This window comes from Streptomyces sp. NPDC026062 (assembly GCF_055568375.1).
Genome location: NZ_JBVHOQ010000002.1, coordinates 98,148 through 123,335, shown reverse-complemented (window position 1 = coordinate 123,335; position 25,188 = coordinate 98,148). Strand labels below are relative to the sequence as shown.

The following is a 25,188-nucleotide window of genomic DNA, read 5'->3' as shown; positions in this document are numbered from 1 at the left end:
CTGTCGGTGGTTTCGTCATGCCTGTTTCTTTGTGCTCCCCGTGCCGCCGATGGGTCTTCCTCGAAGGCGGATTCATGGCACAACGTCCGAGCGTCAAAGGCGTCGCCGACGTCGTTGCGCTCATCGATGGGCTGGGAAAGATCACCGGCCGGGCGCAAGTCATCTGGTTCCTCGTGTTCGGCGGGCTGTTCCTCGACGCCTACTCGAACGCAGCGCTGAGCGCCGGTCTGGGGCCGATGACGTCCCAGATGGAGCTGACCAGCACGCAGGTCTCGATCCTCACGGCCACCGCTCCGGCCCTGGCGATCATCTTCAACCCGGTCGGCGGCTGGCTCGCCACCCGGATCGGCCGGGTCCCCCCGCTGCTCATCGCCAAGGTCTTCGCCATCGCGGGCGCCCTGCTCGCCGCGTTCGCCGGTGACTTCACCGTCGTCTGGCTCGGCCGGGTCCTGGTGGGTGTCGCGTACGGCATCGACTTCGCCGTCGCCATGGCGCTGCTCGCCGAATACACCCCCGCCAAGCTGGGTGGCCGGCTGAACCTGTGGCAGGCCGTCTGGTACGTCGCCACCACCAGCAACCTCGCGCTCGCCCTCCTCTTCTTCAACCTGAACGTGGGCGCGGACATCTGGCGCTGGTCGGTCGGCTCGGCCGCCGTCGTCGCCGTCGCGCTGCTGATCGGCCAGTGGCTGATGCTCAGGGAGAGCCCGACCTGGCTGGCGAGCAAGGGCCGGCTGGACGAGTCCGTCCTCAACCTGGACCGGATCTACGGGATCAAGGCCGTCGCGGGGAAGCCCGACGAGGCGACCCGCGCCGCGACCGCCGCACCCGCCATCGGCTTCCGTCAGGCCGGGCTGCTCTTCAAGGGCGAGTACCTGCCGCGCACGATCCTGTCCTCGGTCATCTCGCTCGGGCAGTCCATGCAGTACTTCGCGGTGGGCTGGTACCTCCCGCTGATCAGCCTGACGATCTTCGGCGAGAGCTTCGAGAAGGCCACGATCGGCTCCATGGTGTTCAACGCCTTCGGCATCGCGGGCGGACTGCTGTCCGCGTACTTCGGCCGCCGGCTCGGACTGCGGCTCAGCTCCGCGGCGGGGTTCGCCGGGGTGTTCGTCGCCCTGATCGCGATGGGGCTGACCTTCGAGAAGGTCCCGACGGCCGTGGCGTTCCTGCTGCCGGTGCTCTTCATCCTCTGTCACTCCGCGGGTCCCGGCGCCAATGGCAAGTCCATCGCCGCGCTCTCGTACAGCAGTGATGTGCGCGCGCTCGGCACCGGTGTCACCGGGATGGTGGGCAGCTTCGGCAGTGTCGCCGGGCTCTACCTCTTCCCGCAGATCAAGGAGTCGCTCGGCCTCGCCGACACCTTCCTGGTGCTCTCGATCGTCCCGCTGCTCGGCCTGATCACATGTCTGGCCATCAAGTGGGACCCGATGAAGGCCGCTTCGCCCGACGAGGCTGCTGCCCGGCAGGCGGGCCCGGCCGACGCGCCGGCCGGTTCGCAGGAATCCGCGGAGTCCGTCACCGCGCGCTGACCGTCCGCCGTGCCTGCCGCACCACACGATGGTCCCTCTCCCCCTCCGTAACGCTCGCGATGCTCGCAATGAAAGGGCTGCAATGACGCAGACGCTCCCCGGCGCCTCCCCCCGGCGCGGTGTGCTGGCCATCGACGAGGGCACCACCGGCACCAGGGCCGGAGTCGTCCTCGACTCCGGTGCCGCGCACGAGGTGTTCTACCGGTCGATCGCGGTCAGCCATCCGGACGACCTCTCCGTCGAGCAGGATCCGATGGAGATCTGGACGGCCACCCTCGACGTGGCACGCCGGGCCGTCGGCGCGGCGCGGGCGGAGGGGATCGAGCTCACCGCCGTCGCCCTCTCCACCCAGCGGGCCACCGCGATGCTCTGGGACCGGGTCACCGGGCGGCCGCTGCTGCCCGCCGTGGTGTGGCAGGACCGGCGGTACGCCGCCGAGCTCACCGCTCACGAGGCGCGGTGGGACGCTGTCCTCACCGCCCGCCAGGGCCGGCCGGTCGGCGCCCGCGCGCCGTTCCTCTGGGCCGCGCGGCAGATCGCCGCGCACCCGGAGGTGGCGGCCGCCCACCGCGACGGCCGGCTGCTCTTCGGCACCGTCGACACCTGGCTCATCTGGCGCCTCACGGGCGGCGCCGTGCACGCCACCACCCCGACCAACGCCGCCTCCAGCGGGGGCTACCTGCTGAAGGCGCACGCCTGGGACGAGGAGTGGATCAGCCACCTCGGCTTCCCCCTCGACCTGCTGCCCGAACTCCGTTCGGACGACGCCGGATTCGGCACCACCGACCCGGCCGCCCTCGGCATCTCCGTCCCGCTGGCCGCCTCCATGGGCGATCAGCACGCCGCACTGATCGCGCTCGGCGGCCTGGCCGCCGGGCAGGGCATGTGCATGTACGGGACCGGGGCGTTCGTCGACGCGGCGACCGGCACCACGCCCGCCCTGCCCAGGCCGGACATCTCCGGGGTGCTCGCCCAGCCCGGCTACCGGCAGGGCGGCACCAGTCACTACAGCCTGGAGGCCTACACCTCCACGGCGGGTTCGGCGCTGCGCTGGCTCTGCGACGACCTGGGCCTGTTCGCCTCGCCGAAGGAGCTCGGTGAGGAGGCCGGCCGGGTCCCCACCCGGCCGGGCCGCACCCCTCGTTTCGTACCGGCGCTCGCCGGGGTACGGACGCCGGTCTGGCACCCGGAGGCCACCGCCTCCCTCACCGGGCTCACCCTCGCCACCACCCGCGCCGATCTGGCCCGCGCCGTCCTGGACGGCATCGCGCACTCGGTGTGCGACCTGATCGACGGAGTCGCCGACACGATGGGCGCCCCGTTCACCCGGCTCCGGGTCGGCGGCGGGGTCGCCGGCAGCGACCCGCTGATGCGGATCCAGGCCGACCTGACCGGTCTGCCGCTGGAGCGGGTCGCCGACTCGGCGACCGCCAGCCTGCGCGGCACCGCGTATCTGGCCGGTGTCGCCCAGGGCATGTGGGGCTCGCTGGAGGAGGTCGTGGAGGCGCAGCCGCGCGGCCGGATCTTCGAGCCGTCCACCGGCCCGGACGAACGCTCCGCCCAGCGGGCCGCCTGGCGCGACGTGCTGATCGGCCATCTCAAGGACCCCGCTCTCACACCCCTCACCCCCCACTGACGGCGCCCCTCACCGTCAGACGGCGGCGGCCGCCCGACCACGCGGCCGCCGCACCTTGAAACACCAGGAGTTGATGTTGTGATCACCATGCCCGCCAGGAAACCGCGGCGCAGCGCCGCGGCGACCCGCCGCACCCCCCTGCTGCTCGACCGCGCGGCGGCCAAGCGGCAGCTGGCCGACGACACGTACGACGTCCTCGTCATCGGCGGCGGCATCACCGGGGCGTACGCCGTGCTGGACGCCGCCTCGCGGGGGCTGCGCGCGGCGCTGGTCGAGAAGGACGACTTCGCGTCCGGCACGTCGTCGAAGTCCTCGAAGATGGTGCACGGCGGTCTGCGCTACATCGAGCAGGGCAACGTCAATCTCGTACGCCACTCGCTCCTGGAGCGGCACCGCTTCCGCAAGAACGCCCCGCACCTGGTGCACCGGCTGCCGTTCCTCTTCCCGATCCTGGAGAAGGAGGGCATCTTCGACGCCCGGCTCGCCAAGGGCTTCGAGGGTCTGCTGTGGACGTACGACCTGGTCGGCGGCTGGCGGATCGGCAAGCTCCACCAGCGGCTGACCGTTCCGGAGGTCCTCGCGCAGGCGCCGACGCTGCGCGCGGAGAACCTCAAGGGCGGGCTGATGTACTTCGACGCCCGCACCGACGACGCCCGGCTGGTCCTGACCATCGTGCGCACCGCCGCCGCACTCGGCGCGACCGTCCTCAACGGGGCGAAGGCCGAGGGGCTGCTGATGCAGGCCGGCAAGGTGGCCGGGGCGCGGGTCGGGGTGGACGGCGACAGCGTCGACATCCGGGCGCGGGCCGTCGTCAACGCCACCGGGGTGTGGACGGACGAGCTGGACGCCAAGGCCGTCGACGGCCACAAGCCGCAGGTGCGGCCCGCCAAGGGCGTGCACATCGTGGTGCCGTGGGACAAGGTGCGGATCAACTGCACGGTCACCGTGCCGATCCCGGGCCGGGCCCGCCGCGCGACCTGCACCCGCTGGGGCAACAGCGTGGTGCTGGGCACCACGGACGAGGACTACCAGGGCTCCCCCGACGACGTGCACTGCACCCGCCAGGAGATGGACTTCCTGCTGGAGGGCGCCAACACCGCCTTCGAGGGGAAGCTCACCCCGGACGACGTGGTCGGCTCGATCGGCGGGCTGCGTCCGCTGGTCGGCGGCAAGGAGGGCGCGACGCTCGACATGCGCCGCGACCACCACATCAGTGTCGGCCGCACCGGCATGGTGACGGTGACCGGCGGCAAGCTCACCACCAGCCGGCACATGGGTGAACTCGTCATCGACAAGGTGATGACGGTTCTCGGCCGCAAGGCGAAGAGCCGCACCACCGACCTTCCGCTCCTCGGCGGCGCCGGGTACGACGCCGAGGCCGTGGCCGCGTCGGGCGGGATCGCCGCCCATCTGGGCGAGCGCTTCGGCACCGAGGCGCGCTTCGTCGGTGACCTGATCCAGGAGGACCCGACGCTGGCCGAGCCGGTCGTCGCCGGACTCCCGTACACGAAGGCCGAGGTCGTGTACGCGGCCCGCGCCGAGCTGGCCCGCTCGGTCGACGACGTCCTCTCCCGCCGGACCCGCGCCCGGCTCTTCGCCCGGGACGCCTCCGCCGAGGCGGCGGGCGCGGTCGGCGCGATCCTCGGCCGGGAACTGAACCTCACGGAGGCCGAGGTGGAGCGTTCCGTCTCCGACTACCTCGCGGCCGTCCGTCACGAAAAGTCCGTACTCCTCGAAGGGGCAGCAGCATGATCAGCCGTCAGACCATCACCCACCCGTTCAACCGGGGCAACTACACGATCGGCGCCCCGAGCTTCGCCAAGTGGGCGCAGAACACCCCGATCGGCGACGGTGAGGCCGCGCTCCAGAACAACCCCGTCGAGGTTCCCGAGGCCGTGATCGAGGCGCTGCGCGAGGCCGCGCACGCCGTGCACGTGGAGCGCGACGAGGTCGTCACCCGGACCCGTGACTGGTGGGCCGGTTCGATGATCGGCGAGACCGAGGGCCGACCCGCGACGCCGGACGCCGTGGTCGTCGAGGCGGCCGACGCGGACCAGATCGCGGCCGTGCTGAGGATCTGCCACGAGGCGGGCATCCCGGTCACGCCGTCCGCGGGCCGCTCCAACGTCACGGGCGCGGCGCTGCCCGTGTTCGGCGGGGTCGTCCTGGACGTGTGCGGGCTGAACGAGATCACCGGCTTCGACGCCGAGTCGAACGTGGTGGACGTCCAGGCCGGCATGTTCGGCGACCTCTTCGAGAAGCAGCTCCAGGAGGAGTACGGCGTCACGACCGGCCACTGGCCCTCGGCGTTCGCCGTCTCCACGGTCGGCGGCTGGATCGCCTGCCGAGGCGCCGGTCAGCTCTCGACGCGCTACGGCAAGATCGAGGACATGGTCGTGGGCGTGGACGTCATCCACGCGGACGGCACCCGCGCCACCTACGGCGACTACGCCCGCGCCGCCGTCGGCCCGGACCTGCGCCAGCTGTTCATCGGCTCCGAGGGCACGCTCGGCGTCATCGTCTCGGCCCGGCTGCGCGTCCACCCGCTGCCGGAGTACGCGAACGCCGTCGCGTTCGGCTTCGCGACGTTCGCCGAGGGCCTCGACGCCTGCCGCACGATCATGCAGCGGGGTGCGACCCCGGCCGTGCTGCGGCTGTACGACACCCTGGAGTCCGGCACCCACTTCGGCCACCCGGGAACCAACCTCCTGCTGATCGCCGACGAGGGCGACCCGGCGATCGTGGACGCCTCGATCAAGGTGGCGGCCGAGGTCTGCTCCGCGTACGGCGCCGAGCTGGACTCGCAGGCCGTCTTCGAGCGCTGGCTCGACGAGCGGATGCTGGTCGGCAAGTCCGCGGACGGCTTCACGCCCGGCCCCGGCTTCGTCGCCGACACCCTGGAGATGGCCGCGTCCTGGGCCGATCTGCCGGTGATCTACGACGAGGTGGTCGCCGCGATCCAGTCGGTGCCGGGCACCCTGGCTGCCTCCGCGCACCAGTCCCACGCGTACACCGACGGCGCCTGCGTCTACTTCTCGCTGCGCGGCGAGGTGGCACCCGAGGCACGCCGTGACTGGTACCGCTCGGTGTGGGACGCCGCGAACGCCGTCCTCATCAAGCACGCGGCGGCGCTCAGCCACCACCACGGCTGCGGACTGCTGCGCGGCCCCTACCTGGAGGAATCCCTCGGCGCGGGCTTCGCCACGTTCGTCGCGGTGAAGGCGGCCCTGGACCCGGCCGGCATTCTCAACCCTGGCAAACTGGGCCTTCCCAGCCGATTCGGTACGTCTCCGCTGAGCTGATCCAGCAGCAGCCGCGAACCCCTCATCCCAGGCAGGCCATGCCATGACCCCCTCCCCTTCCCGGTCCGGCGCACCGCTCGATCCCCGGCTCACCTCGGCGTTCGCCGAGGTGCCCGTCATCGCGTCGGTCGTCGGCACCCAGCCGCTGCGGCAGTTCCTGACCGCTCCGGCCAAGGTGTGCATCCTCGCGTCGTTCGCGGTGGGGCAGCTGCCCCAGGTCGTACCGGCGCTGGGCCGGGCGGGGAAGCTCGTGTTCGTGAACGTGGACAGCAGCCCCGGTCTCGCTCAGGACCGGGGCGCGCTGGAGTTCATCAAGAACATGGGCGCGCACGGCGTCGTCAGCACCCGGCTCTCGCTCATAGAGAAGGGCCGGCCGCTCGGCCTGCTGACCATGATGAAGGTGTTCGTCACCGACCGGTCCAATCTGCGCCGCTCCACGGACGCGATCTCTCGCGGGGCGCCGGACCTGGTCGAAGTCATGCCCGCCCCGATCATCGCCCGGATGAGCGCGCAGGCACAGCGCGCGATGTCCCCGTCGGTGGCCGCGGGCTTCGTGGAGTGCCCCGCGGACGTGGCGCTCGCGCTGGCCCTAGGCTCGGCCGCGGCCGCCACCTCCGACCCCCGCCTGTGGCATCTGCGCCGCGATCAGCTGCCGCCGGTCCCGCCGTCCGCGCTGAAGCGGCCGGCCCCACCCCAGGAGTAGTACCGACGTGACATACGTAGTCGTAGCCCGCTACCGCACCAGGCCCGGCGAGCAGGACACCGTCCTCCCGCTTCTCGACACCATGGCCGCCGCCTCCCGCACGGAGCCCGGCAACCTCGCCTACCGGGTCCATCAGGGCACCGAGGACCCGCAGGCGATCGTGCTCTACGAGGAGTACGCGACCGAGGCCGACTTCACCGCACACTGCGCGACCCCGCACTTCCGGGAGATCGTGCTCGGCAAGGTCGTCCCGCTCCTGGAGAGCCGCGACGTCCTGCGCTGCGCGCCCCGGGACGAGGTGGGCGCGTGAAGACCCGGGCAGTCGTCCTGCGCGGCATATCGACGGCCCGGCCCTACTCCTCCACCCGCCCCGTCGAGGTGGAGGAACTGAACCTCGGCGCCCCGCGCGAGGGCGAGGTCCTGGTCCGTGTCGCGGCCGCGTCCCTGTGCCACTCGGACCTCTCGGTCGTCAACGGCGACCGGGTCCGGCCGCTGCCGATGGCCCTGGGCCACGAGGCGGTCGGCGTGGTCGAGGAGACCGGCCCCGGTGTGCACCGGATCTCCCCCGGTGACCATGTCGCCCTGGTCTTCGTACCGAGCTGCGGCTTCTGCGCCGACTGCGCGGCGGGCCGCCCCGCCCTGTGCGCGCAGGCCGCGGCGGCGAACGGCTCCGGCGCCCTGCTGCACGGCCCCTCCCTGCTGACGGACGCCTCCGGCTCCGCGGTCCACCATCAGCTGGGCGTCTCGGCGTTCTCCTCGTACGCGGTGGTGGCCCAGGAGTCCGTGGTGCCGATCCCCCGGGACATCCCGTTCACCGTCGCCTCGATGTTCGGCTGCGCGGTACTGACGGGCGCGGGCGCGGTGATCAACACGGCCGCCCTGCGCCCCGGTCAGTCGGCGGTGGTCTACGGGCTGGGCGGGGTGGGCCTGTCGGCGGTGCTGGGGGCACGGGCCGCCGGCGCCTACCCGGTCGTCGCCGTCGACCCGGTGCCGGAGAAGCGCGAGCTGGCCCTGCGTCTGGGTGCGACGCACACGTACGCCCCCGACGAGGCGCTCGGCGCGATCCGCGAACTGACGTCCGGCGGGGCGGAGGTGGCGGTGGAGGCCGTGGGCAGCCCGAAGGTCATGGCCGAGTGCCTGGCGGCGGTGGCCCGGGGCGGCAAGGTCGTCTCGGTGGGCCTGCCCGCCCCCGACCGCGTTCTGGAGGTCCCGGCGCTGGCGTTCGCGGGCGAGGGCAAGTCCCTGCTCGGCTCGTACATGGGCGACGCGGTCCCGCGCCGGGACATCCCCCGGTTCCTGGACCTGTGGCGGGCGGGGCTGATGCCGGTCGAGGAGATGCACACCGGCACACTCCCGCTGGACGACGTCAACGACGCGATGGAGGAGCTGGCCTCGGGCCGGGCGATCCGTCAAGTGCTCGACACATCCGGACTGCTGGGGGCCTGAGCCCCTGCCGGAGGCGCCCGCCGCCCGGCGGGCGCCTCCGTGTCGCGAGGGGTGCGGGGCCGTCTCGTCCGCGGCCTCGGGCGCTGCGCGCGTCTCCGCCCGACCGGGCTGCTCCGGTCGGTCAGCGCTCCGAACGGCCCCGGTAACTCCCTTGCCGCCAAAAGAACTTCGAAGCTCCGGGCTGCGCCGCCGACGACGGACGCGACGACACGGGCATTCCGCCGTCGCGGTTCAACAGGCCCAACACCCCTCGTTTCAGCCTCTGAAGGGAGAAGGCTCCACCTCGGGTGCGACGGCTGCCATGGCCAGAGCGGCCGCTTCCGGGTTGATCAGTCCGCTGAGGTCGCGGAGATCGAGCGTGGCGCGGCCGATGCCGCAGCCGTAGGAGAAGAGGTAGTACGGGGGGAAGTCGACGACGAGTTGACCGCCGAACTGCAGGCCCATCTCCATGTTCTTGTGATAGCTGCTGGGAGTGACCGTTCCCTCGGGGGTCTGGCCGCCGGCGAGGAGGGTTTCCGCGTCCGTGGTGCAGGAGACGCTTTCACCCATGATCTTCGGGGCGATCAGCCTGGCCAGCCGGGTGGCACCCGCGGTTCGCCGGGCGGCGGGAAGAAGGATCTGGTCCTTGTCCAGGATCGTCCAGGTGTCCGTGTTGATGTTGATCCAGTCGTCGATCACCCCACCGTGGTTGCCGCCGACATATACCTGTCCGGTGAACTGGATCACGGCCAGTCGGCCGACCTGGTTGATCCTGGGCTGTTCGGAGAGGCTGAATTCCGTGCCCTGAGCCACGTCGGACCTGGTCCCGTCGACGGCGGCCAGCAGACTCTTCGCTTCCTCCTCGATACGGCTCCTGAGCTTCGAGTTGAGCGCGTCGACCGCCGGGTTCGCCGACCAGAAGACCGGCAGCGTCGCGTCCACCTTGTACCGGACGCCTCCCTTCCCGGCTCCACCGCGGGAAAATTTGGTGGTGCAGCTCCGCCAGGTGGCGGTGGAGAACAGGAGCTCGACCTTCGGCCTTGGTTCGATGACCTTGTTGGGTGCGGCGGCGCACCAGGCGGACGGCTTGTCGCCGGTCGGGCTGGGGCTGGGTACGGCGGTGGACCTCGACGGGACGCGGGTGGTCGCGTCGGCGTGCGGGGTGGCGGAGTCCGGAGCCCCGGCATCGCGCTGTCCTGCCAGATAGCCGGCGAGCCCGGCCACGATCACCGCGACGATCAGCACCAGCGTCATTGCGCGGTTCCTGCTCATCCTGGCCGGCTTCACCCGTTCCCCACCTACTTCGCCGTGGCCGCAGCGCCCTGGGCCAGCCGGACCGTGCAGGGCGTGCCGCACATCGCTTCCATCGCCTCCGCGCGGCCGGTGACGGCGAAGGCCCCGTCCCGACTGTCCGGGGCGACCGCCTGGTCGTAGGCCGGGGCGAATCCCCTGGTGCGGAACGGCCGGGATCCGTTGGTCACGGTCTGTGTGGTGTGCCGGCCGTCCACGACCTCGTCGAACACGAGGTCATAGGTGACATCCCACTCGACGGTTTCGAAGGTGAAGCCGAAGTTCACGACCTCCCCCTCCTTGACGGAGACCGAGTGGTCGTCGAAGTAGCGTCCGCCGAAGGCCTCTCCCTCACGATCGGCGTTCCGGGGGACGGGGACCGGTTCGTCGAGATTGAACCCGATCTTGATGTTGGTGTCCTCGCCCTGGGACGGATAGACGAGCAGGGTCCCGCCCGGAGCCGGAGCGGCCTTGCTGCGGACCTTGATGCGCATGCCCGTGATGTCAACGGTGTGGCTGCGGTTGCCCTCAAGAGTCACCAGCGTGGTCGTCTCATAGGTGTCCACCTCGTCGGACCGCTTCGACATGATCGCGGCCACCTGGTCGGTGCGGAGGGTCTGTCCGGCGCTCAGAAGCCTTCCCGGGAACAGCCACGCCCCGTTGTGGTTCACGACGCTGTCCCTGGTCTGAACCGTGGCAAGCAGCGGCGGGCCACTGGCCAGCGCGTCCTTGATGTCCGGGGCGAAGTGATAGAACGCGCCGAAGACGAGGATCATGGCCGACGCGATCGCACCGGTCCACTTCGCCCTGTAGTAATGGTTCGTCACATGTACGTCGCCCACATCGCCCGCGGCCAGGGTGTTGACACTTCCCTTGCCGGAGCGGACCTGCTGACGCACTTCTTGGCGGTCCCCGTCACCCACCGGCCGCTACTCCCTCTCCTCCGGCGGGAGCGCGACGTTTCCGCCGGCCACGGTGTTCCGGCTGCGGCGGCCGGACTTCACGCGCTGATGGAGCGGTGCCGCCGGGCTGTTTCGCGCGGCCCGTCCCGGTGAGCCCGTCCCGGCGACGCCTATGTCGCCGCGGGCCACGATGTTCTCGCTGTCCCGGCCCGCGGTGACCTCCTGCCTGTCGGCACAGGCCGGGTCGGGCCCGGGCGGGCTGCCGCTGCCGCGGAGCCACTCGAAGGCGCTGACCGCCAAGCCGCTGAGGAACACGGCAACGACCATCGCCACGGCCCACCGGTCGCTGTCGGCTCGCGGGGTCCAGGAGAATCTGAGCGTCATCACCACCGTGGTACTACCCGCAAAGACCAGGACCGGGATCCCCACCCGCCACGCCACCGACCGCCAAGACCTTGCGCCAAGGTCACTCATGCAGTCAATGTTCCCTTGGATCAGGCAAGTTGAACACGCAAGCGACTCAATTCTGCGCCGCTCAGTGAGTGCCCGGCAGGGGCGAGGGCGTCCGGCGCCACGGCGGGCGGGAGCCGGACCCCGCTCCGGCGAGGACGTTCACTCCCGCTCGTACCGCAGTTCCACGACCCCGCTGCCGAAGGTCCGCGTCCCCGCGAGCCGGAGTGCGGTCATGGTGTCCGTCGACGGGAACATGGACCTTCCCCGGCCGATGAGGACCGGGTGGACGTAGACCCGGTACTCGTCGATCAGATCGAGCGCCGCGAAGGACGCGGCGAGGTCCGCGCCGCCGAGCCCGAGGTCGCCGCCGGGCTGCTCCTTCAGGGCCATGACCTCTTCGCGGACCACATCGCGCACGATGGTGGTGTTCCAGTCCGACCGCTCCAGCGTGCGGGAGTAGACGTACTTCGGCATGTTCCGCCAGATGACGGCGAAGTCGGCCATCGGGCCCGCGTTGGCCGGGTCCTGGTCGGCGGTGGGCCAGAAGTCCGCCATCAGTTCGTGGACGACCCGGCCGTGCAGGAAGCCGCCCAGCTCGGCGATCTGCTCATTGAAGTAGCGGTGCAGTTCGTCGTCGACCCGGTGCCAGCCGATATCCCGGTCCGGGCCCTCGAAAAAGCCGTCGAGGGAGATCGACATGGAGTAGATGATCTTTCGCATCGCGCGCCTCACCGGAAGCTTCGGGGACAGGTCTGCGGAACGAAATCGACCCTACCCGGCAACGGCCCGAGGACACGGGACCCGACGGAAGCGCTTGACGAACGGCGGGCGCGCCCCGTAGGAGTCGGGGGCAGGCGAGGCGTCCGGAGCCCGCCCCGGCCGCCCCCGAGGAGTCGCGCGCATGAGAGTCGGAACGGCACGCGCCGCCGCCGCCCACTGGGTGACCGCCCACGCCCGCCCCGCCCCCGGCTACCGAGGGGCCTACTTCAGCGGATCGACGGTCGGCCGGCCGGACGACGCCGAGCTGGCGGTCTCGTCCGACATCGACGTCATGGTTGTCACGGAGGCCGACGCGCCGCCCGCCAAGCCCGGCAAACTCCGTTACGAGGGCGCGCTGCTGGAGGTCAGTTACGTACCGTGGGCCGAGCTCCGCGATCCGGAGGCCGTGCTCTCCTCGTACCACCTGGCGGGCAGCTTCCGCACGGACACCGTCATCGACGATCCCACCGGCGCGCTGCGCGCCCTGTACGCGGCCGTCGCACCCCGGTTCGCCGAGCGGAGCCAGGTGCGCCGCCGGTGCCTGGACGCCCGGCACCGTGTCGAGTCCCGGCTGGCCGCGCCCGGTCCCGACGCCCCCTTCCACGAGCAGGTGCCGGCCTGGATGTTCCCCACCGGGGTCACCACGCACGTCCTGCTGGTCGCCGCCCTGCGCAACCCCACCATCCGGCTGCGCTACCGGGCCGTGCGCGAGGTACTCGACGCGTACGGGCTGTCGGGGTTCCACCGGGAACTGCTGGAACTGCTCGGCTGCGCGGAGGTGTCCGCCGATACGGTCCGGCACCATGTCGGCGAGCTGGCAAGGACGTTCGACGCCACGGTGCCGGTCGCGCGCACCCCGTTCTTCTTCAGCAGCGACCTCACCGCCGACGCCCGGCCCATCGCCGTCGACGGCAGCCTGGAGCTGCTGGAGCGGGGGGAGCACCGCGAGGCCGTCTTCTGGATCATCGCGACCCTTGCCCGCTGCCACACGGTGCTGTCGGTCGACGCCCCGGCGCTGCACGCGGAGCGGACGCCCGCGTTCCGAGCCGCGGTCGCCGATCTGACCGGGATCGGGGCGGCGGGTGACCTGGCGGCCCGGCGGGCGGAGGTGCTGGGGTTCCTGCACCGGCTGTGGACGGCCACCGAGACCGTTCTGGCGGCCAACCCGGAGATCAGCGGGTAGCGGACCCCTGCGGCGGACAGCGGGACGTCCAGGGCCCTGCCGCGCTCGGTGGGACGTCCAGGTCCCCTGCCGTCGCCGCGTCCACTCTGATAATTTGCCCGCATGTCATTCCTCCGTGCGTAGGACCCCGCCCCGTCCGCACCCGTTGTCCCGGGTGCGGCGTTCCGGAGTCCCCGCACGCCCACGGCGCTGTGCCGACGCGCCGCCCTCACGAGGAATGTCATCGTGTCCACACCTTCCGCGCCCCCGCGCGCGCCTTCGTACGTCTCCGTCCTCCGTGTCCCGCACGCCGCGCGCCCCTTCGGCGCCGCGCTGCTGGGGCGGCTTTCCTACGGAATCGTCCCGCTCGCCCTGCTGCTCGCCATCAAGGACGCCACCGGTTCGTACGCGGTCGCCGGTGGTGTCATGGCCCTGTTCGGGGCCATGAGCGTCCTCCTGTCCCCCGCCCGTGCCGCGCTGATCGACCGGCACGGGGCGCGCCGGATCGCACCGCCGATGGCAGGGGTGTACGCGGCGCTGCTCATCGCCCTGGCCCTGCTCACCTGGCGGCCGGGAGCCCCTGCCGTCCTGCTCGGCGCGCTCGCCGCGGCGGCGGGCGCCTGCACCCCGCCGCTCGGCCCGGTCATGCGGGCGGTGTGGAGTTCGCTGGTCCCGGACCGGGAGCTGTTGCGGCGCGCGTACAGCCTGGACGGTGTCGCCGAGGAGCTGATGTACATCACGGCCCCGTTGCTCGTCGGGGTCATGTTGACGGTCTCCCGCCCCGCGACCGGGGTGCTCGTCGGCGCGGTGCTGGTGTTCGCCGGGGCGACGGCCCTGGCCACCTCGCCCGCCGTGCCGCGCGGCGGCGCGTCCGGGGCGAAGTCCGGGAAGTCCGCCGCACCCCGGCTGCGGCTGCGCGGCATCGCCCCGCTGCGGCACGCGGTCGTGGTGACGGCAGCCGTGGGCCTGGGCCTGGGATCGCTGGAGCTGCTGGTCGTGGCGTTCACCGAGCGGCTGCACTCGGCCGCCTCGGTGTCCTGGGTGCTGGCAGGGCTGTCGGCGGGGAGCGCGGTCGGCGGGCTGGCCTACGGGGCGGTGCGGTGGCGCTCGTCGGACCGCGCCCGGCTGCCGGTGACGGCCGCCGCGCTGGGGGCGACGCTGGTACTGGCCGGTCTCTCGCCCCGGCTGTTCGTCCTGGTCGCGCTGATCGCGGTCGCCGGGCTGTTCGTCGCCCCGGCGCTCACGACCGCGTATCTGATCGCCGACGCGTCGGTGGAAGAGGACCGGCGCACCCAGGCCGGGGCGTGGGTGAACACCGCGTTCAACGCCGGTTCCGCGAGCGGCAGCGCCCTGGTCGGACTGCTGGTGGACCGGCTGCCGCTCGCGGTGTGCTTCGCCCTGGCGGCGGCCCCGGCGCTGGTGTGCTCGGCCGCGGTGATGTGCGCCGGGGCCCGCGGCCACCGGACAGCGGCGGCGGGAACCCCGGACACGGTCAGCGGAGCTTGATCGCTCCGCCGTCGGCCATCAGGGTCTGGCCGGTCATGTAACGGGCGTCGTCGCTCGCCAGGAACGCGATGACGGGCGCGACGTCCGTGCGCGGGTCGCCGAAGCGGCCGAGCGGGACCTTGGCGGCGGAGAGGGCGTACTGCTCGGGGTTGGCCTCGGCCCAGGCGGCGACGCCCGCGGTCCTGGCCATCGGTGCGACGACGTTGACCCGGATCCCGTCGGCGGCCCACTCGTTGGCGACGACCCGGCTCAGGCCTCGGATCGCCTCCTTCGCGGCGGCGTACGAGGCCTGGTTCGGCTGACCGTCGAGGCCCGCGCCCGAGGCGAAGTTGATCACCGCGCCCCGGTTCCTGCGGAGTTCGGGGTACGCGGCGAGCATGAAGTTGCGGGTGGCGAAGAGGCCGGTGTCCAGGGCGAGCTTCCAGTCGTCCTCGGTCTGCTCGGTGAAGGGCCGCACGCGTGAGGCGCTCGCGTTGTTCACCAGGACATCCAGCCCGCCGAAACGCTCGACGGCCGTGGCCACCGCCAGATCGGCGACCGCCCGGTCGGAGACGTCGCCCCGCAGGAAGGCCACCGAGTCACCCAGGTCGGCGACGAGGGTGTCCCCGGCCTCCTGCCGGAGGTCGACGACCACGACCCGGGCGCCCCGCTCGACGAAGATCCGTGTGACGGCCTCGCCGATGCCCGACGCACCTCCGGTGACGACGGCGACCTTGTTCTCCAGTGTCATTGCGCTGTACCTCCGACTTGCTCCGTCCGGCGCCGCTCCCCCGCACGACACCCCTTGATATGCACAATACACCGCATATGCATGATGCACATCAAGGGGTGAGCCAGGACTCCCAGACCGCGCTCAGCTCCGCCTCGACAGTCGGGGCGGCCGTGTCCAGCAGCCGCACCTGCGCCCCCGGGCCCGCCAGCTCGGCGCGGTAGGGGTGCGGCGGGCCCGCCGGGGTCGCACCGAGTGCGGTGACGGCGCCGATCACGCGGTGGCGGCCCAGGACCCCGGGCAGTCCGCGCAGCTCCGGGTCGGTCAGGTCGAGGTCCTCGACGAGGAGTTCACGGCCGTCGTACGTCACCCGGGTCGTGGCCCGCAGGCTTCCGCCCCGTTCACCGGAGCGGCCGAGTACGAGGGTGTCGCGCCAGAGCATCCGGGCCCCTGCGGCAAGCCGCGCGTCCATCACGCGGACGACGTCCGCCCCGTCGGAGACGACGAACGGCAGCCCGTGCCACAGGAGTTCGCCGCCCTCCGCGATGTCGACGCGGGCCTGCCAGCGGGAGCTGCCGCCCCGGTGGTCGTAGGCGACGAGACCGGCGGGTTCGACGAGCTCCAGGCGGGCGCCGGGACCGACCGAGATCCGCAGCCCGAGGTCGTCGCCCGCCAGCAGCCCGGCCCTGGTGCCGACCAGCGCGATCCGTATCCGGTCGGCGGCCGGCATCAGGGGGCGGGGGGCGAGGAACGCGCCGGGCCGCAGCTCGCGGGCCAGGTGCCGGCCCGAGGCGTCGCACTCGACGCCCACCACCACCGGTTCGTTCACGAGTGACTGTGGGGCGCCATGGGGCCCGGGTCCGTGGGTACATGGCTGCCCGCGCGGTGCCGGGCGAGCAGTGACCTGACCCAGTCGGCGAGTTCGGCGACGGAGGCCGGGTCCTTCCTCGACAGGGCGAGGACGGGAAGCCCGTCACGGGCCCCTTCGGCGTCGGCGACCATGGCGGCCACGTCCACCTCCACGTACGGCGCGAGGTCGGTCTTGTTGATGATCAGGAGGTCGGCGCCGGTGATGCCGGGCCCGCCCTTGCGCGCCACGTCGCCGCCGCCCGCGACGTCGATGCAGAAGAGCTGCGCGTCGGCGAGGGCCGGGCTGAAGGTGGCGGTGAGATTGTCGCCGCCGCTCTCGACGAGGACGAGGTCCAGCGGCCCGTACGCCTCCTCCAGGTCCTCGACCGCGTCGAGGTTGGCGCTGACGTCGTCGCGGATGGCGGTGTGCGGGCAGGCGCCGGTCTCGACGGCCCGGATGCGTTCGGTCGGCAGGACACCCGCCGAGCGCAGGAACCGGGCGTCCTCGTCGGTGTAGATGTCGTTGGTGACGACCGCCATGGAGAGTTCGCCGGCGAGCTCGCGGCACAGCGTGGCCAGGATGGAGCTCTTTCCGGTGCCGACGGGGCCGGCGACGCCCAGGCGCAGGGCGCGCGGCTGGTTGAGGGGTTCGTGGAAGTGGGGGTTGTTGCACCGCGTGGGGGTGGTGTCGTTCTCAGGCAAGGAAGAGTCTCCGTTCGCGTCGTGCGTGTTCGAGCGCCCACTGTTCGGTGAGCGGGGCCGTACGGGCGGGCAGTCGGTCCGGGCTCCGTACGGCGAGGGCGGCGGTCACCGCCCGTGCCGCGTCGGGTTCGGCGGCGAGGATCCAGGCGACCGAGTCGAGCGGGTCACCCGGCAGGAGTTTCAGGGCGGCCGATGAGATGGTCTGGAGCTCGTCGTAGACGACGGCGTGTGCCAGTTCCTCCTCGGAGACCTTCAGTACGGCTCCGAGCGCGCCGAGGGCGACCGGCCGCAGGGGCCGGGGCCGCAGGCCGGTTAGCGCGGTGACCGCCGGGTCGTCCGGGGCCAGCCGCCGGGCCAGCCGGTGCACGCCCCGGCCGAGCGCCGCCGACGCCTCGCGCTGGGGCGCGGCCGGGGTGCGTGCCGCGAGGGCGTGCTGCACGGGCTCGTAGTCGACGCGGTCCCGCGCGGCGGCCCGCAGGGCGAGGACGGCGGCGGCCGCCTCGGTGACGGCCGTGGTGTGCAGCCGGGCCCTGAGCAGTGCGGGGATGCGGTCACGGGTGAGCCCGGCGGCGACGGCGGGTTCGAGCCCCGCGCTGTAGGTGTACGCCCCGACCGGGAGCCGTCCGTCGCCGAGCAGGAGTGAGGCGAGAGATCCCATCAGAACATGGAGTACCGCTGGGTCAGCGGCAGTTCGGTGGCGGGCGACGGTTCGACGAGCTCCCCGTCGATGTGGATGGCGAAGGTCTCCGGGTCGACCTCGATGACCGGGAGCGCGGTGTTGTTCGGCAGGTCGGCCTTGGTGAGGTGGCGGGTGGGGCGCACGGCGACCAGTTCGCGTACGAGGCCGAGGCGTTCGACGAGTCCGTCGGCCAGGGCGGCCGGGGAGACGAAGCCGACCGAGAGGTGCGGGGCGGCCCCGGCGGCGGCGGTGGGGCGCAGCAGCACGGGCTGGGTGGTGGGGATCGCGGCGTTGGCGTCGCCGAGGGGTGCGTGCACCACCATGCCGCCCTTGATGACGGCGGCGGGGCGGATGCCGAAGAACGCGGGGTCCCAGAGCACCAGGTCGGCGAGCTTGCCCGGTTCGACGGAGCCGATGACATGGTCGATGCCGTGGGCGACGGCGGGGCAGATCGTGTACTTGGCGACATAGCGGCGGGCGCGTTCGTTGTCGGCGGGCAGGAGGCTGTCCCGGTCCCCGAAGCGTTGCTTCATGACGTGGGCGACCTGCCAGGTGCGGCAGATCACCTCCCCGATGCGGCCCATGGCCTGGGCGTCGGACGAGGTGATGGAGAGGGCTCCGATGTCGTGGAGGATGTCCTCGGCCGCGATGGTGGTGGCACGGATGCGGGACTCGGCGAAGGCCAGGTCCTCGGGGACGCGCGGGTTGAGGTGGTGGCACACCATCAGCATGTCGAGGTGTTCGTCGACGGTGTTGACGGTGTGCGGGAGCGTCGGATTGGTGGACGCCGGAAGGATGTTGGGGTGGGAGGCCACGGTGATGATGTCGGGTGCGTGGCCGCCGCCGGCTCCCTCGGCGTGGAAGACGTGGATGCCGCGTCCGGCGATGGCGTCGAGGGTTCCCTCGACGTAGCCCGCCTCGTTGAGGCTGTCGCCGTGCAGGGCGACCTGGAGACCGTAGGTGTCGGCGGCCTTCAGCGCGGCGTCGATGGCGGCGGGCGTGGCACCCCAGTCCTCGTGGACCTTGTACCCGCCCGCACCGCCGAGCGCCGCCTCGCGCAGGGCTTCGGCGCCGACGGTGGAGCCCTTGCCGAACAGCATGACGTTGAGCGGGACGTTCTCCAGGGACCGGAACATCATCGCGAGGTTCCAGGCGCCGGGGGTGACGGTGGTGGCCTTGGATGCCTCGGTGGCTCCGGTGCCGCCGCCGATGACGGTCGTGGTGCCGGTGGCCAGGGCCTCGTGCAGGGTCTCCGGCATCAGGAAGTGGACGTGGGTGTCGACGGCCCCGGCGGTGAGGATACGGCCCTCGCCGGAGACGACGTCGGTGCCGGGTCCGATCACGAGGTCCGGGTGGACCCCGTCGGCGATGTCGGGGTTGCCGGAGCGGCCGAGGGCGACGATCCGGCCGGCCCGGACGCCGATGTCGGTCTTGACGATGCCCCAGTGGTCGAGGACCACGACATTGGTGATGACCAGGTCGAGGGCGCCCTCGGCGCGTGACGTGGTCGCCTGGGCCATGGATTCACGGATGGACTTTCCGCCGCCGAAGACGGCCTCCTCGCCGCCGAAGCAGCGGTCCTCCTCGATCTCGATCCAGAGGTCGGTGTCGGCGAGCCGCACACGGTCGCCGGTGGTGGGTCCGTAGAGCGCCGCATAGGCGGCGCGGGTCAGTTGTGCCATGTCACACGGCCTCCTTCACCAAGGGCTGTCCGGACACGGCGGGCACGACGATGCCGGGCACCGTCGCGCGCCCGCCGAGCGCGACCAGAGTGATCTCCGCGCCGACGCCGGGCTCGAAACGCAGCGACGTACCGGAGGGAATATCGAGCCGGAATCCCCTCGCCGCCGGGCGGTCGAAGGAAAGTGCGGGATTTACGTCGAAGAAATGGAAATGGGAGCCGATCTGAATCGGCCGGTCCCCGTCGTTCACCACGGTCAGCCGAATGGAATGGAGACCGGAATTAATGTGCAGCACGCCGGATCCGGTCCGGATCTCGCCGGGGATCACGGGATCGGCGAGGTGATCGTGACGAGCTTGCGCCCGTCGGGGAAGGTCGCCTCGACCTGGACGTCACGGAGCATCTCCGGGACGCCTTCCAGCACATCAGCGCGGGTGAGGACGGAACGCCCCGCGGTCATGAGGTCGGCGACGCGGGCCCCTTCGCGTGCCCTTTCCATCGCCCAGCAGGCAAGCAGCGCGACGGCCTCGGGGTAATTGAGACGCACGCCCCGCTCCCGCCGGTCGCGGGCGACCATTCCCGCGACACTCAGCAGCAGTTTCTCCGTGTCGGACGGAGTGAGAAACATGGGAAACCTCCATGGCGGCAGTCCCCGGAATTCCCGGAATCGCCTTGGCCACGTCCCTCTTATAAGCCTCCGGGTGGCGCCGTGGCAACTCGCACCGCACCGCAAAAAATCCCTTTCTGGCGTTATCGCCTGCCATATACGGGCAAAGCAGACAAATTTTGGTCATCCGGGACGTGCGAAAAAGGCGGCCGCGCACCCCGTCACCGGGATGCGCGGCCGCCTCGGAGGAGGACCTCAGCAGGTCACTTCAGGCCGAAGGCCCGGATGATCTCCTGGTCCACGGCGAGACCGCCGCCGGCCTCGGCGTGCGCCTTGAGCGAGACAGCGGTGGCGCCCTTCTTCGGGGTCTTGAAGCGGGCGGTCCAGGAACCGGCCGCGTCCTTCTTCAGCTGCACCGCGCTCCAGCTCTTCCCGTCGTCGTAGCTGACCGAGAGAGCGGCCTTCGTCGCCTTCACGGCGCCCTCCAGCCACTCCTGCGTGGTGGAGGACAGACCGATCTCGGTCCACTTGCCGGCCCTGACGTCACCGGCCAGGTCGGTCGCCACGTCGTAGTCGAGCTGGAGGAGCGGGATGTCGGCCTGGGAGGGGCCTTCGGGATCCAGCGCGCCCGAGACGAACGCCCACTCCGTGTGGGTGCGCACGGAGGTCTTCCAGGTGTCCGCGTCGCGCGAGGCGTCGAGCACGAAGCGGTACGGCAGCTTCTCGGCGGCCAGGTCCCAGACGTATCCGGCGCGCCCCGGCGACTCGTCCAGCAGCTTGTCGCCCTGGTACACGGCGACCGTCCCGGTGTCGTACTCCTTGTCCGGCATGGCGCCCGAGTGGCCGGCGCCCGAGTCCGTCCACGGCGTGAGGTTGTACTGGATGTCGCCGTACTGCGAGCGGTTGGGGCCCCAGAAGGCGGTGCCCAGGCGCGGCCGGGCGACCGGCCCGAACCAGTCGGCGGCGTAGCTGCGGCCGGCCGTGTAGTCGAGGTCGGCGCTCCGCTGCTCCAGCGCGGTGTCCGTGCCGCTCTCGTTGAACACGGAGTGGTCCTCGTACCAGAACGAGGCGCCCGGCAGCGGGTTGACCCACTCGGTGCGGGTGGCGGGGTACTTCTCGTACTCGGCGAAACCGATGCCGAAGCCGTAGTCGGGGATGTCGTAGCGGTAGCCGCCGCCGACGGCTTCCCGGTGGCCGTAGAAGGTGTTCTCCACCTTCGCGAGCTGACGGGTGGCCGGGGCGAAGGCCAGCGAGCGGTCCGGGATCGTGCCGTCGTGGCGGTCGACCAGGTCGTAGACGTAGCGGGCGAACTTCCGCTGCTGGACCGTCACCTTCGTGCCCCGCCGGGCGGACTTCACCAGTTCCTCGCCCGCCAGCCGCTGGACGGAGGCCACCGGGATGGCCAGCGTGGTGCCGTAGTCGGCGTAGGACTCCATCAGCACGCCGTCTCCGGAGTTGACGACGAACAGCGCCTTGGCGCCGGCCGCGATCGCGGCCGAGGCACGGTCGGCCGGGGCCACCGCCTCGCTGCTGCGGATCACGACGGCCTTGCCCCTGACGTCGAGGCCCTGGTAGTCGGCCGGGGCGCCGTTGCCCGCGAAGACAGTGGCGAGCCGCTGCCGGCCGTCCTCGGCCAGGAACGAACCGCCCTGCACCGCCACCGGCACATCACGGCCGCCGGCCGTCAGACCGATCAGCTTCTCGCCCTGGCGCCAGCGGGTCAGGAAGGAGAAGCTGCCCCGGGTGACCTTCTCGGTGGGGCTCGCCCACAACTGGTCGTACGTCGGCGGGATCTGGTAGGCGTCGCGCTGGACGGTGCCGTCCGGTGCGGTGCGCGCCATGTCGTAGCGCAGCTGCCGGGTCTCCGTCTCCTGCGGCGTCCGCACGCTGACCTTGCGCGCCTTCGACGCGTCGAGCGTCACGGTGGTGGCCTTGTCCAGGATGATCTCCGGGGCGGCCAGGAAGGCGATGGCCCGGGAGTCGGCGCTGTCGCCCTCGACCTCGGCGGCGGACCACGCGGTGTAGTCGCCCGGGGGCAGCCGCAGCGTGATGTCGCCCGGCACCTCGACGGGGCTGAGGTTCGTGTCGCCGAGGGCGGCGAGGACGACGGAGCCGTCCATCGGCGCGCCCGAGCGGTCACGGAGCCGGAGCGTCAGGTCGTAGAGCTCGCGCTCCTTGTTCATCGCGAAGCCGGTGTGCGCGACGGTGGCGCCCGAGGCGTCCTTCGCGATCACCTGCCCGGAGAACGTGGTGCCGGCGGCGGCCTTCGACGGGTCGAGCGAGAGCACGGCCCCGGCGGTCGAGCCGGCCGGTACGGTCAGCTGCTTCACCGACAGCGTGTACGCGTCCGATTCGCTGTCCGTCGCCAGGTCGAGGGTGACGTCCTCGGTACCGGAGTTGCGGTAGGTGATCGTCCGTTCCGCGACCGGGTCGGACGGACTGTGCGGCCAGTCGTAGGCCGCGACTCCGACGGAGCCGGTGGCCTCGATCGTCGTGTCGACGGCGGCCTTCACATCGAGCCGGCCGGTGCCCTGCTCGTACGGGGTGTAGTCGGGCAGCACCTTCGAGGAGGTCATCAGCGCGTCCTTGATGCGCTGGCCGGACCAGTCGGGGTGACGCTGCTTCAGGATGGCGGCGGCGCCCGCGACGTGCGGGGTCGCCATCGACGTGCCCGACATCGACTGGTACATGCCCTCGATGCCCGGGACCGACTGCGAGGCCGCGGCGTTGATGTCGACGCCCGGTGCGGAGAGGTCCGGCTTGAGGCCGTAGGAGCGCACCAGCGGGCCCATGGAGGAGAAGTCCGCGCGGTAGTCCTGCTTGTCGACGGCGGCGATGGTGAGCGCCTTGTCGGCGGAGCCGGGCGAGCCGATGGTGCCGGCGCCGTAGGCGTTGCCCGCGGCGATCACGAAGAGCGGTCCGCCGTCGGCCGAAAGCGCGTCGACGGCCTGGGACATCGGGTCGGTGCCGTCGTCCGGGACGCTGGAGCCCAGGCTCATGGAGACGACGTCGGCGCCCTCCGCCTTCGCCCACTCCATCGCCTCGATGATGCCGGAGTCGGCACCGGACCCCTCGTCGCTCAGCACCTTGCCGACGAGCAGGCCGGCCGCCGGGGCGACGCCCTTGTTGGCGCCGTCCGAAGCGGCGCCGGAACCCGCGATAGTGGAGGCGACATGGGTGCCGTGGCCGTTCTTGTCGTCGACCTCCTCGCCCGGCACGAAGCTCCTGGTCTCCAGGACACGGTCCTTGACGTCCGGGTGGTCGGCGTCGATGCCGGTGTCCAGGACGGCGACCTTGATGCCCTTGCCGTCGTACCCCTCGGCCCAGGCCTGCGGGGCGTTGACCTGCGGGACGGAGTCAGCGAGCGCGGCCTCGACACGGCCGTCCAGCCACAGCTTCGCGATGCCGTTGCCCAGTGACCGGGCCGAGGGCGTCCTGACGACGTCGTCCCAGAAGGCGCGGGCGGTGTCCTTGCCGGCCTTCAGCGCCGCGCCGTGCACGGACTCCAGGACCCGGACGGTCCTGCTGCCGCGCGGGGTGGCGGGCAGCGAACGGGCCTTGCCCGCAGGGTAGGTGGCGATCAGCGGGATGGAGCCGGACCGCTTGTCGTCGTACCCCATCTTCACGAGCGTGGAGACGTTGAAGAGGCGGCGGTCCAGCTTGCCGGCCGCGAGCAGGCCGTCGGCCTCGTCGGGCAGGACGTAGATGTCGTCCCCGGCCTGCTGGACGTGGACCCCGCCCACCGCGCCTTCCGGGCGGTCCACGGTGACCGTGTCCTGTTTGCCCACGCCATCGGTGTAGTGGACGACGTCGCCGGTGACCAGCGTGATGTCGTACGCGTGGACCGGGGTGCCCCGGTCGGTGGCGGCGGGAGCGGGGCCCGCGGCGGCGGTGGCGGAGCCCGTGACGGGCAGCAGCGCGCCGCTCACCAGAGCGACGGAAGTCGCTATCAGGAGGGCTCGGCGCCGCGTGCGGACGGGTCTCGCCCGGCCGGCGGGTGTGGAGGGTGTCGAAGTCATGCAGCTGATCTAACGGTTGGCGCGCCGGTTCGTCAGCAGATGTCGCTGGCGGAAAACCGCCGCGGCGGGGATCCGCCTGTCCGGGCGGTGCCACCCGCGACCCGCTTCTCAGGCCGCGGGTGCGATTCGCCGGGCCGCTGCCGGGGCGCCCCCGTGGTGGATCGGGGTGTGGGCACCGGTGAGCGGGACACCGCTGCCGCCGCGCCGGTCGGCGACGATCTCGGCGGCGATCGACAGGGCTGTCTCCTCGGGTGTACGGGCGCCGAGGTCGAGGCCGATCGGCGAGTGCAGCCGGGCGAGTTCGAGCTCGGTGACCCCGGCCTCGCGCAGCCGGTCGTGGCGCTCCAGATGGGTGCGGCGCGATCCCATGGCCCCGACGTAGGCGACCGGCAGCTTCAGGGCGGCCTCCAGGAGCGGGACATCGAACTTGGCGTCGTGCGTCAGGACACACAGGACCGTACGGGCGTCCACACCGGTGCCGGCCAGGTAGCGGTGCGGCCAGTCGACGACCAGCTCGTCGGCGTCGGGGAACCGGGCCTTCGTGGCGAAGACGGGGCGGGCGTCGCACACGGTGACGTGGTAGCCGAGGAACTTCCCGGCCCGCACCAGCGCGGAGGCGAAGTCGATCGCCCCGAACACGATCATCCGGGGCGGCGGGACGCTGGACTCGACGAGCAGGGTGACCGGCTGCCCGCACCGCGAACCCTCCGCGCCGACGGTGACGGTGCCGGTGCGGCCCGCGTCCAGCATGGCCCGGGTCTCGGCCGCCGCGGTGCGGTCCAGCTCAAGGTGCCCGCCGAGGCCGCCCTCGTGGCTGCCGTCGGGCCGTACGAGCAGGGGGCGGCCGAGGAGTTCGGCGGGCCCGTCGGTGATCCGGGCGACCGCCGCCGCCTCCCCCCGCGCCGCCGCGGCGAACGCCGCGGTGAACACCGCACGGGCGGGATCGTCCGCCCGCACCGGTGTCACCAGGATGTCGATGACGCCTCCACAGGTCAGACCGACGGCGAAGGCGTCGTCGTCGCTGTAGCCGAACCGCTCGCGGACGGTGGTCCCGTCGTCGAGCGCCTGCCGGCACAGTTCGTACACCGCGCCCTCCACACACCCGCCGGAGACCGAGCCGACCGCCGTCCCGTCGCGGTCGACGGCCAGCGCGGCGCCCGGCTGCCGGGGCGCGCTGCCGCCGACGGCGACGACAGTGGCCACGGCGAAGTCGCGTCCCTGCCCGGCCCACCGGTCGAGCTCATCGGCGATGTCCAGCATCTCGGTCTCCTCGGC

The 25,188-nt window shown here is 72.0% G+C and carries 22 protein-coding genes; 9 read left to right on the top strand and 13 right to left on the bottom strand.

The genetic code is table 11. The annotated features are described in order from the left end of the window. Positions 1 to 74: 74 nt before the first annotated feature. The 7 genes from ACZ4LX_RS02250 (at position 75) to ACZ4LX_RS02220 (ending at position 8,616) form a co-directional block, all read left to right on the top strand. Positions 75 to 1,529 carry an MFS transporter gene (locus ACZ4LX_RS02250; RefSeq protein WP_467637271.1) on the top strand — a complete coding sequence of 485 codons (1,455 nt, stop codon included), beginning with the start codon at positions 75 to 77 and terminating at the stop codon, positions 1,527 to 1,529. An 82-nt stretch (positions 1,530 to 1,611) separates the two neighbouring features. Beyond that, positions 1,612 to 3,165: an FGGY family carbohydrate kinase gene (locus tag ACZ4LX_RS02245; RefSeq protein WP_467637268.1), complete on the top strand. Its 1,554-nt coding sequence runs from the start codon at positions 1,612 to 1,614 to the stop codon at positions 3,163 to 3,165. A gap of 78 nt (positions 3,166 to 3,243) precedes the next feature. After that, positions 3,244 to 4,917 (top strand): glycerol-3-phosphate dehydrogenase/oxidase, encoded by a 1,674-nt coding sequence (locus ACZ4LX_RS02240; RefSeq protein ID WP_467637265.1) that lies wholly within the window; start codon positions 3,244 to 3,246, stop codon positions 4,915 to 4,917. Next, a complete protein-coding gene (locus ACZ4LX_RS02235) occupies positions 4,914 to 6,467 on the top strand; it encodes an FAD-binding oxidoreductase (RefSeq protein ID WP_467637262.1) in 1,554 nt (517 codons plus the stop codon). Before ACZ4LX_RS02240 ends, ACZ4LX_RS02235 begins: the two co-directional genes overlap by 4 nt. 43 nt (positions 6,468 to 6,510) lie before the next feature. Then, a complete protein-coding gene (locus ACZ4LX_RS02230) occupies positions 6,511 to 7,170 on the top strand; it encodes a glycerol-3-phosphate responsive antiterminator (RefSeq protein ID WP_467637259.1) in 660 nt (219 codons plus the stop codon). Between the two features lie 7 nt (positions 7,171 to 7,177). Beyond that, positions 7,178 to 7,480 carry a putative quinol monooxygenase gene (locus ACZ4LX_RS02225; protein ID WP_467637256.1) on the top strand — a complete coding sequence of 101 codons (303 nt, stop codon included), beginning with the start codon at positions 7,178 to 7,180 and terminating at the stop codon, positions 7,478 to 7,480. After that, positions 7,477 to 8,616 (top strand): zinc-binding dehydrogenase, encoded by a 1,140-nt coding sequence (locus ACZ4LX_RS02220; protein WP_467637253.1) that lies wholly within the window; start codon positions 7,477 to 7,479, stop codon positions 8,614 to 8,616. Before ACZ4LX_RS02225 ends, ACZ4LX_RS02220 begins: the two co-directional genes overlap by 4 nt. A gap of 255 nt (positions 8,617 to 8,871) precedes the next feature. On the opposite strand, the gene ACZ4LX_RS02215 is transcribed toward ACZ4LX_RS02220, so the two are convergent. The 4 genes from ACZ4LX_RS02215 to ACZ4LX_RS02200 form a co-directional block, all read right to left on the bottom strand. Beyond that, positions 8,872 to 9,849, bottom strand: coding sequence for a hypothetical protein (locus ACZ4LX_RS02215; protein ID WP_467637250.1), 978 nt, complete (start codon positions 9,847 to 9,849; stop codon positions 8,872 to 8,874). A 44-nt stretch (positions 9,850 to 9,893) separates the two neighbouring features. Then, positions 9,894 to 10,808 carry a hypothetical protein gene (locus tag ACZ4LX_RS02210; RefSeq protein WP_467637247.1) on the bottom strand — a complete coding sequence of 305 codons (915 nt, stop codon included), beginning with the start codon at positions 10,806 to 10,808 and terminating at the stop codon, positions 9,894 to 9,896. Between the two features lie 6 nt (positions 10,809 to 10,814). After that, positions 10,815 to 11,171, bottom strand: a complete 357-nt coding sequence (locus ACZ4LX_RS02205; RefSeq protein ID WP_467637245.1) for a hypothetical protein — start codon at positions 11,169 to 11,171, stop codon at positions 10,815 to 10,817. 228 nt (positions 11,172 to 11,399) lie between these two features. Continuing rightward, positions 11,400 to 11,960, bottom strand: coding sequence for a dihydrofolate reductase family protein (locus tag ACZ4LX_RS02200; RefSeq protein ID WP_467637241.1), 561 nt, complete (start codon positions 11,958 to 11,960; stop codon positions 11,400 to 11,402). A 181-nt stretch (positions 11,961 to 12,141) separates the two neighbouring features. Here ACZ4LX_RS02200 and ACZ4LX_RS02195 point away from each other — a divergent pair, with 181 nt between their 5' ends. Together ACZ4LX_RS02195 and ACZ4LX_RS02190 are read left to right on the top strand one after the other, a co-directional pair. After that, entirely contained in the window at positions 12,142 to 13,182 is a 1,041-nt protein-coding gene (locus ACZ4LX_RS02195) for a hypothetical protein (RefSeq protein WP_467637238.1), read from the top strand. Positions 13,183 to 13,404: 222 nt separating this feature from the next. Then, positions 13,405 to 14,667, top strand: a complete 1,263-nt coding sequence (locus ACZ4LX_RS02190; protein ID WP_467637816.1) for an MFS transporter — start codon at positions 13,405 to 13,407, stop codon at positions 14,665 to 14,667. On the opposite strand, the gene ACZ4LX_RS02185 is transcribed toward ACZ4LX_RS02190, so the two are convergent. The 9 genes from ACZ4LX_RS02185 to ACZ4LX_RS02145 form a co-directional block, all read right to left on the bottom strand. Then, on the bottom strand, positions 14,654 to 15,397 hold the full coding sequence (locus ACZ4LX_RS02185; protein WP_467637235.1) for an SDR family NAD(P)-dependent oxidoreductase: 744 nt from the start codon (positions 15,395 to 15,397) through the stop codon (positions 14,654 to 14,656). The genes ACZ4LX_RS02190 and ACZ4LX_RS02185 overlap by 14 nt on opposite strands. Before the next feature lie 91 nt (positions 15,398 to 15,488). Then, positions 15,489 to 16,205 carry an urease accessory protein UreD gene (locus ACZ4LX_RS02180; protein ID WP_467637232.1) on the bottom strand — a complete coding sequence of 239 codons (717 nt, stop codon included), beginning with the start codon at positions 16,203 to 16,205 and terminating at the stop codon, positions 15,489 to 15,491. Beyond that, positions 16,202 to 16,852 carry an urease accessory protein UreG gene (gene ureG / locus ACZ4LX_RS02175; protein ID WP_467637813.1) on the bottom strand — a complete coding sequence of 217 codons (651 nt, stop codon included), beginning with the start codon at positions 16,850 to 16,852 and terminating at the stop codon, positions 16,202 to 16,204. Before ureG ends, ACZ4LX_RS02180 begins: the two co-directional genes overlap by 4 nt. 67 nt (positions 16,853 to 16,919) lie before the next feature. Continuing rightward, positions 16,920 to 17,585, bottom strand: coding sequence for an urease accessory protein UreF (locus ACZ4LX_RS02170; RefSeq protein WP_467637229.1), 666 nt, complete (start codon positions 17,583 to 17,585; stop codon positions 16,920 to 16,922). Then, positions 17,585 to 19,288: an urease subunit alpha gene (locus ACZ4LX_RS02165; RefSeq protein WP_467637226.1), complete on the bottom strand. Its 1,704-nt coding sequence runs from the start codon at positions 19,286 to 19,288 to the stop codon at positions 17,585 to 17,587. Before ACZ4LX_RS02165 ends, ACZ4LX_RS02170 begins: the two co-directional genes overlap by 1 nt. 1 nt (position 19,289) lies before the next feature. Next, positions 19,290 to 19,616 (bottom strand): urease subunit beta, encoded by a 327-nt coding sequence (locus ACZ4LX_RS02160; RefSeq protein ID WP_467637223.1) that lies wholly within the window; start codon positions 19,614 to 19,616, stop codon positions 19,290 to 19,292. Continuing rightward, entirely contained in the window at positions 19,613 to 19,915 is a 303-nt protein-coding gene (locus ACZ4LX_RS02155) for an urease subunit gamma (RefSeq protein ID WP_362557614.1), read from the bottom strand. The genes ACZ4LX_RS02160 and ACZ4LX_RS02155 overlap by 4 nt, the downstream gene beginning before the upstream one ends. A 242-nt stretch (positions 19,916 to 20,157) precedes the next feature. Then, positions 20,158 to 23,913, bottom strand: a complete 3,756-nt coding sequence (locus ACZ4LX_RS02150) for a S8 family serine peptidase (RefSeq protein WP_467637219.1) — start codon at positions 23,911 to 23,913, stop codon at positions 20,158 to 20,160. A gap of 108 nt (positions 23,914 to 24,021) precedes the next feature. Next, the gene (locus ACZ4LX_RS02145; protein WP_467637215.1) at positions 24,022 to 25,173 is read right to left on the bottom strand and encodes an XdhC family protein; all 1,152 of its coding nucleotides are present in this window, start codon (positions 25,171 to 25,173) and stop codon (positions 24,022 to 24,024) included. Positions 25,174 to 25,188 lie beyond the last annotated feature (15 nt).

Bases quoted from the DNA above. Each gene is read 5' to 3' on its own strand.
- ACZ4LX_RS02165 (WP_467637226.1), bottom strand. From the start codon at position 19,288: ATGGCACAACTGACCCGCGCCGCCTATGCGGCGCTCTACGGACCCACC.
- ACZ4LX_RS02145 (WP_467637215.1), bottom strand. From the start codon at position 25,173: ATGCTGGACATCGCCGATGAGCTCGACCGGTGGGCCGGGCAGGGACGC.
- ACZ4LX_RS02170 (WP_467637229.1), bottom strand. From the start codon at position 17,585: ATGGGATCTCTCGCCTCACTCCTGCTCGGCGACGGACGGCTCCCGGTC.
- ACZ4LX_RS02235 (WP_467637262.1), top strand. From the start codon at position 4,914: ATGATCAGCCGTCAGACCATCACCCACCCGTTCAACCGGGGCAACTAC.
- ACZ4LX_RS02215 (WP_467637250.1), bottom strand. From the start codon at position 9,849: ATGACGCTGGTGCTGATCGTCGCGGTGATCGTGGCCGGGCTCGCCGGC.
- ACZ4LX_RS02230 (WP_467637259.1), top strand. From the start codon at position 6,511: ATGACCCCCTCCCCTTCCCGGTCCGGCGCACCGCTCGATCCCCGGCTC.
- ACZ4LX_RS02200 (WP_467637241.1), bottom strand. From the start codon at position 11,960: ATGCGAAAGATCATCTACTCCATGTCGATCTCCCTCGACGGCTTTTTC.
- ACZ4LX_RS02150 (WP_467637219.1), bottom strand. From the start codon at position 23,913: ATGACTTCGACACCCTCCACACCCGCCGGCCGGGCGAGACCCGTCCGC.
- ACZ4LX_RS02195 (WP_467637238.1), top strand. From the start codon at position 12,142: ATGAGAGTCGGAACGGCACGCGCCGCCGCCGCCCACTGGGTGACCGCC.
- ACZ4LX_RS02250 (WP_467637271.1), top strand. From the start codon at position 75: ATGGCACAACGTCCGAGCGTCAAAGGCGTCGCCGACGTCGTTGCGCTC.
- ACZ4LX_RS02185 (WP_467637235.1), bottom strand. From the start codon at position 15,397: ATGACACTGGAGAACAAGGTCGCCGTCGTCACCGGAGGTGCGTCGGGC.
- ACZ4LX_RS02245 (WP_467637268.1), top strand. From the start codon at position 1,612: ATGACGCAGACGCTCCCCGGCGCCTCCCCCCGGCGCGGTGTGCTGGCC.
- ACZ4LX_RS02155 (WP_362557614.1), bottom strand. From the start codon at position 19,915: ATGTTTCTCACTCCGTCCGACACGGAGAAACTGCTGCTGAGTGTCGCG.
- ACZ4LX_RS02205 (WP_467637245.1), bottom strand. From the start codon at position 11,171: ATGACGCTCAGATTCTCCTGGACCCCGCGAGCCGACAGCGACCGGTGG.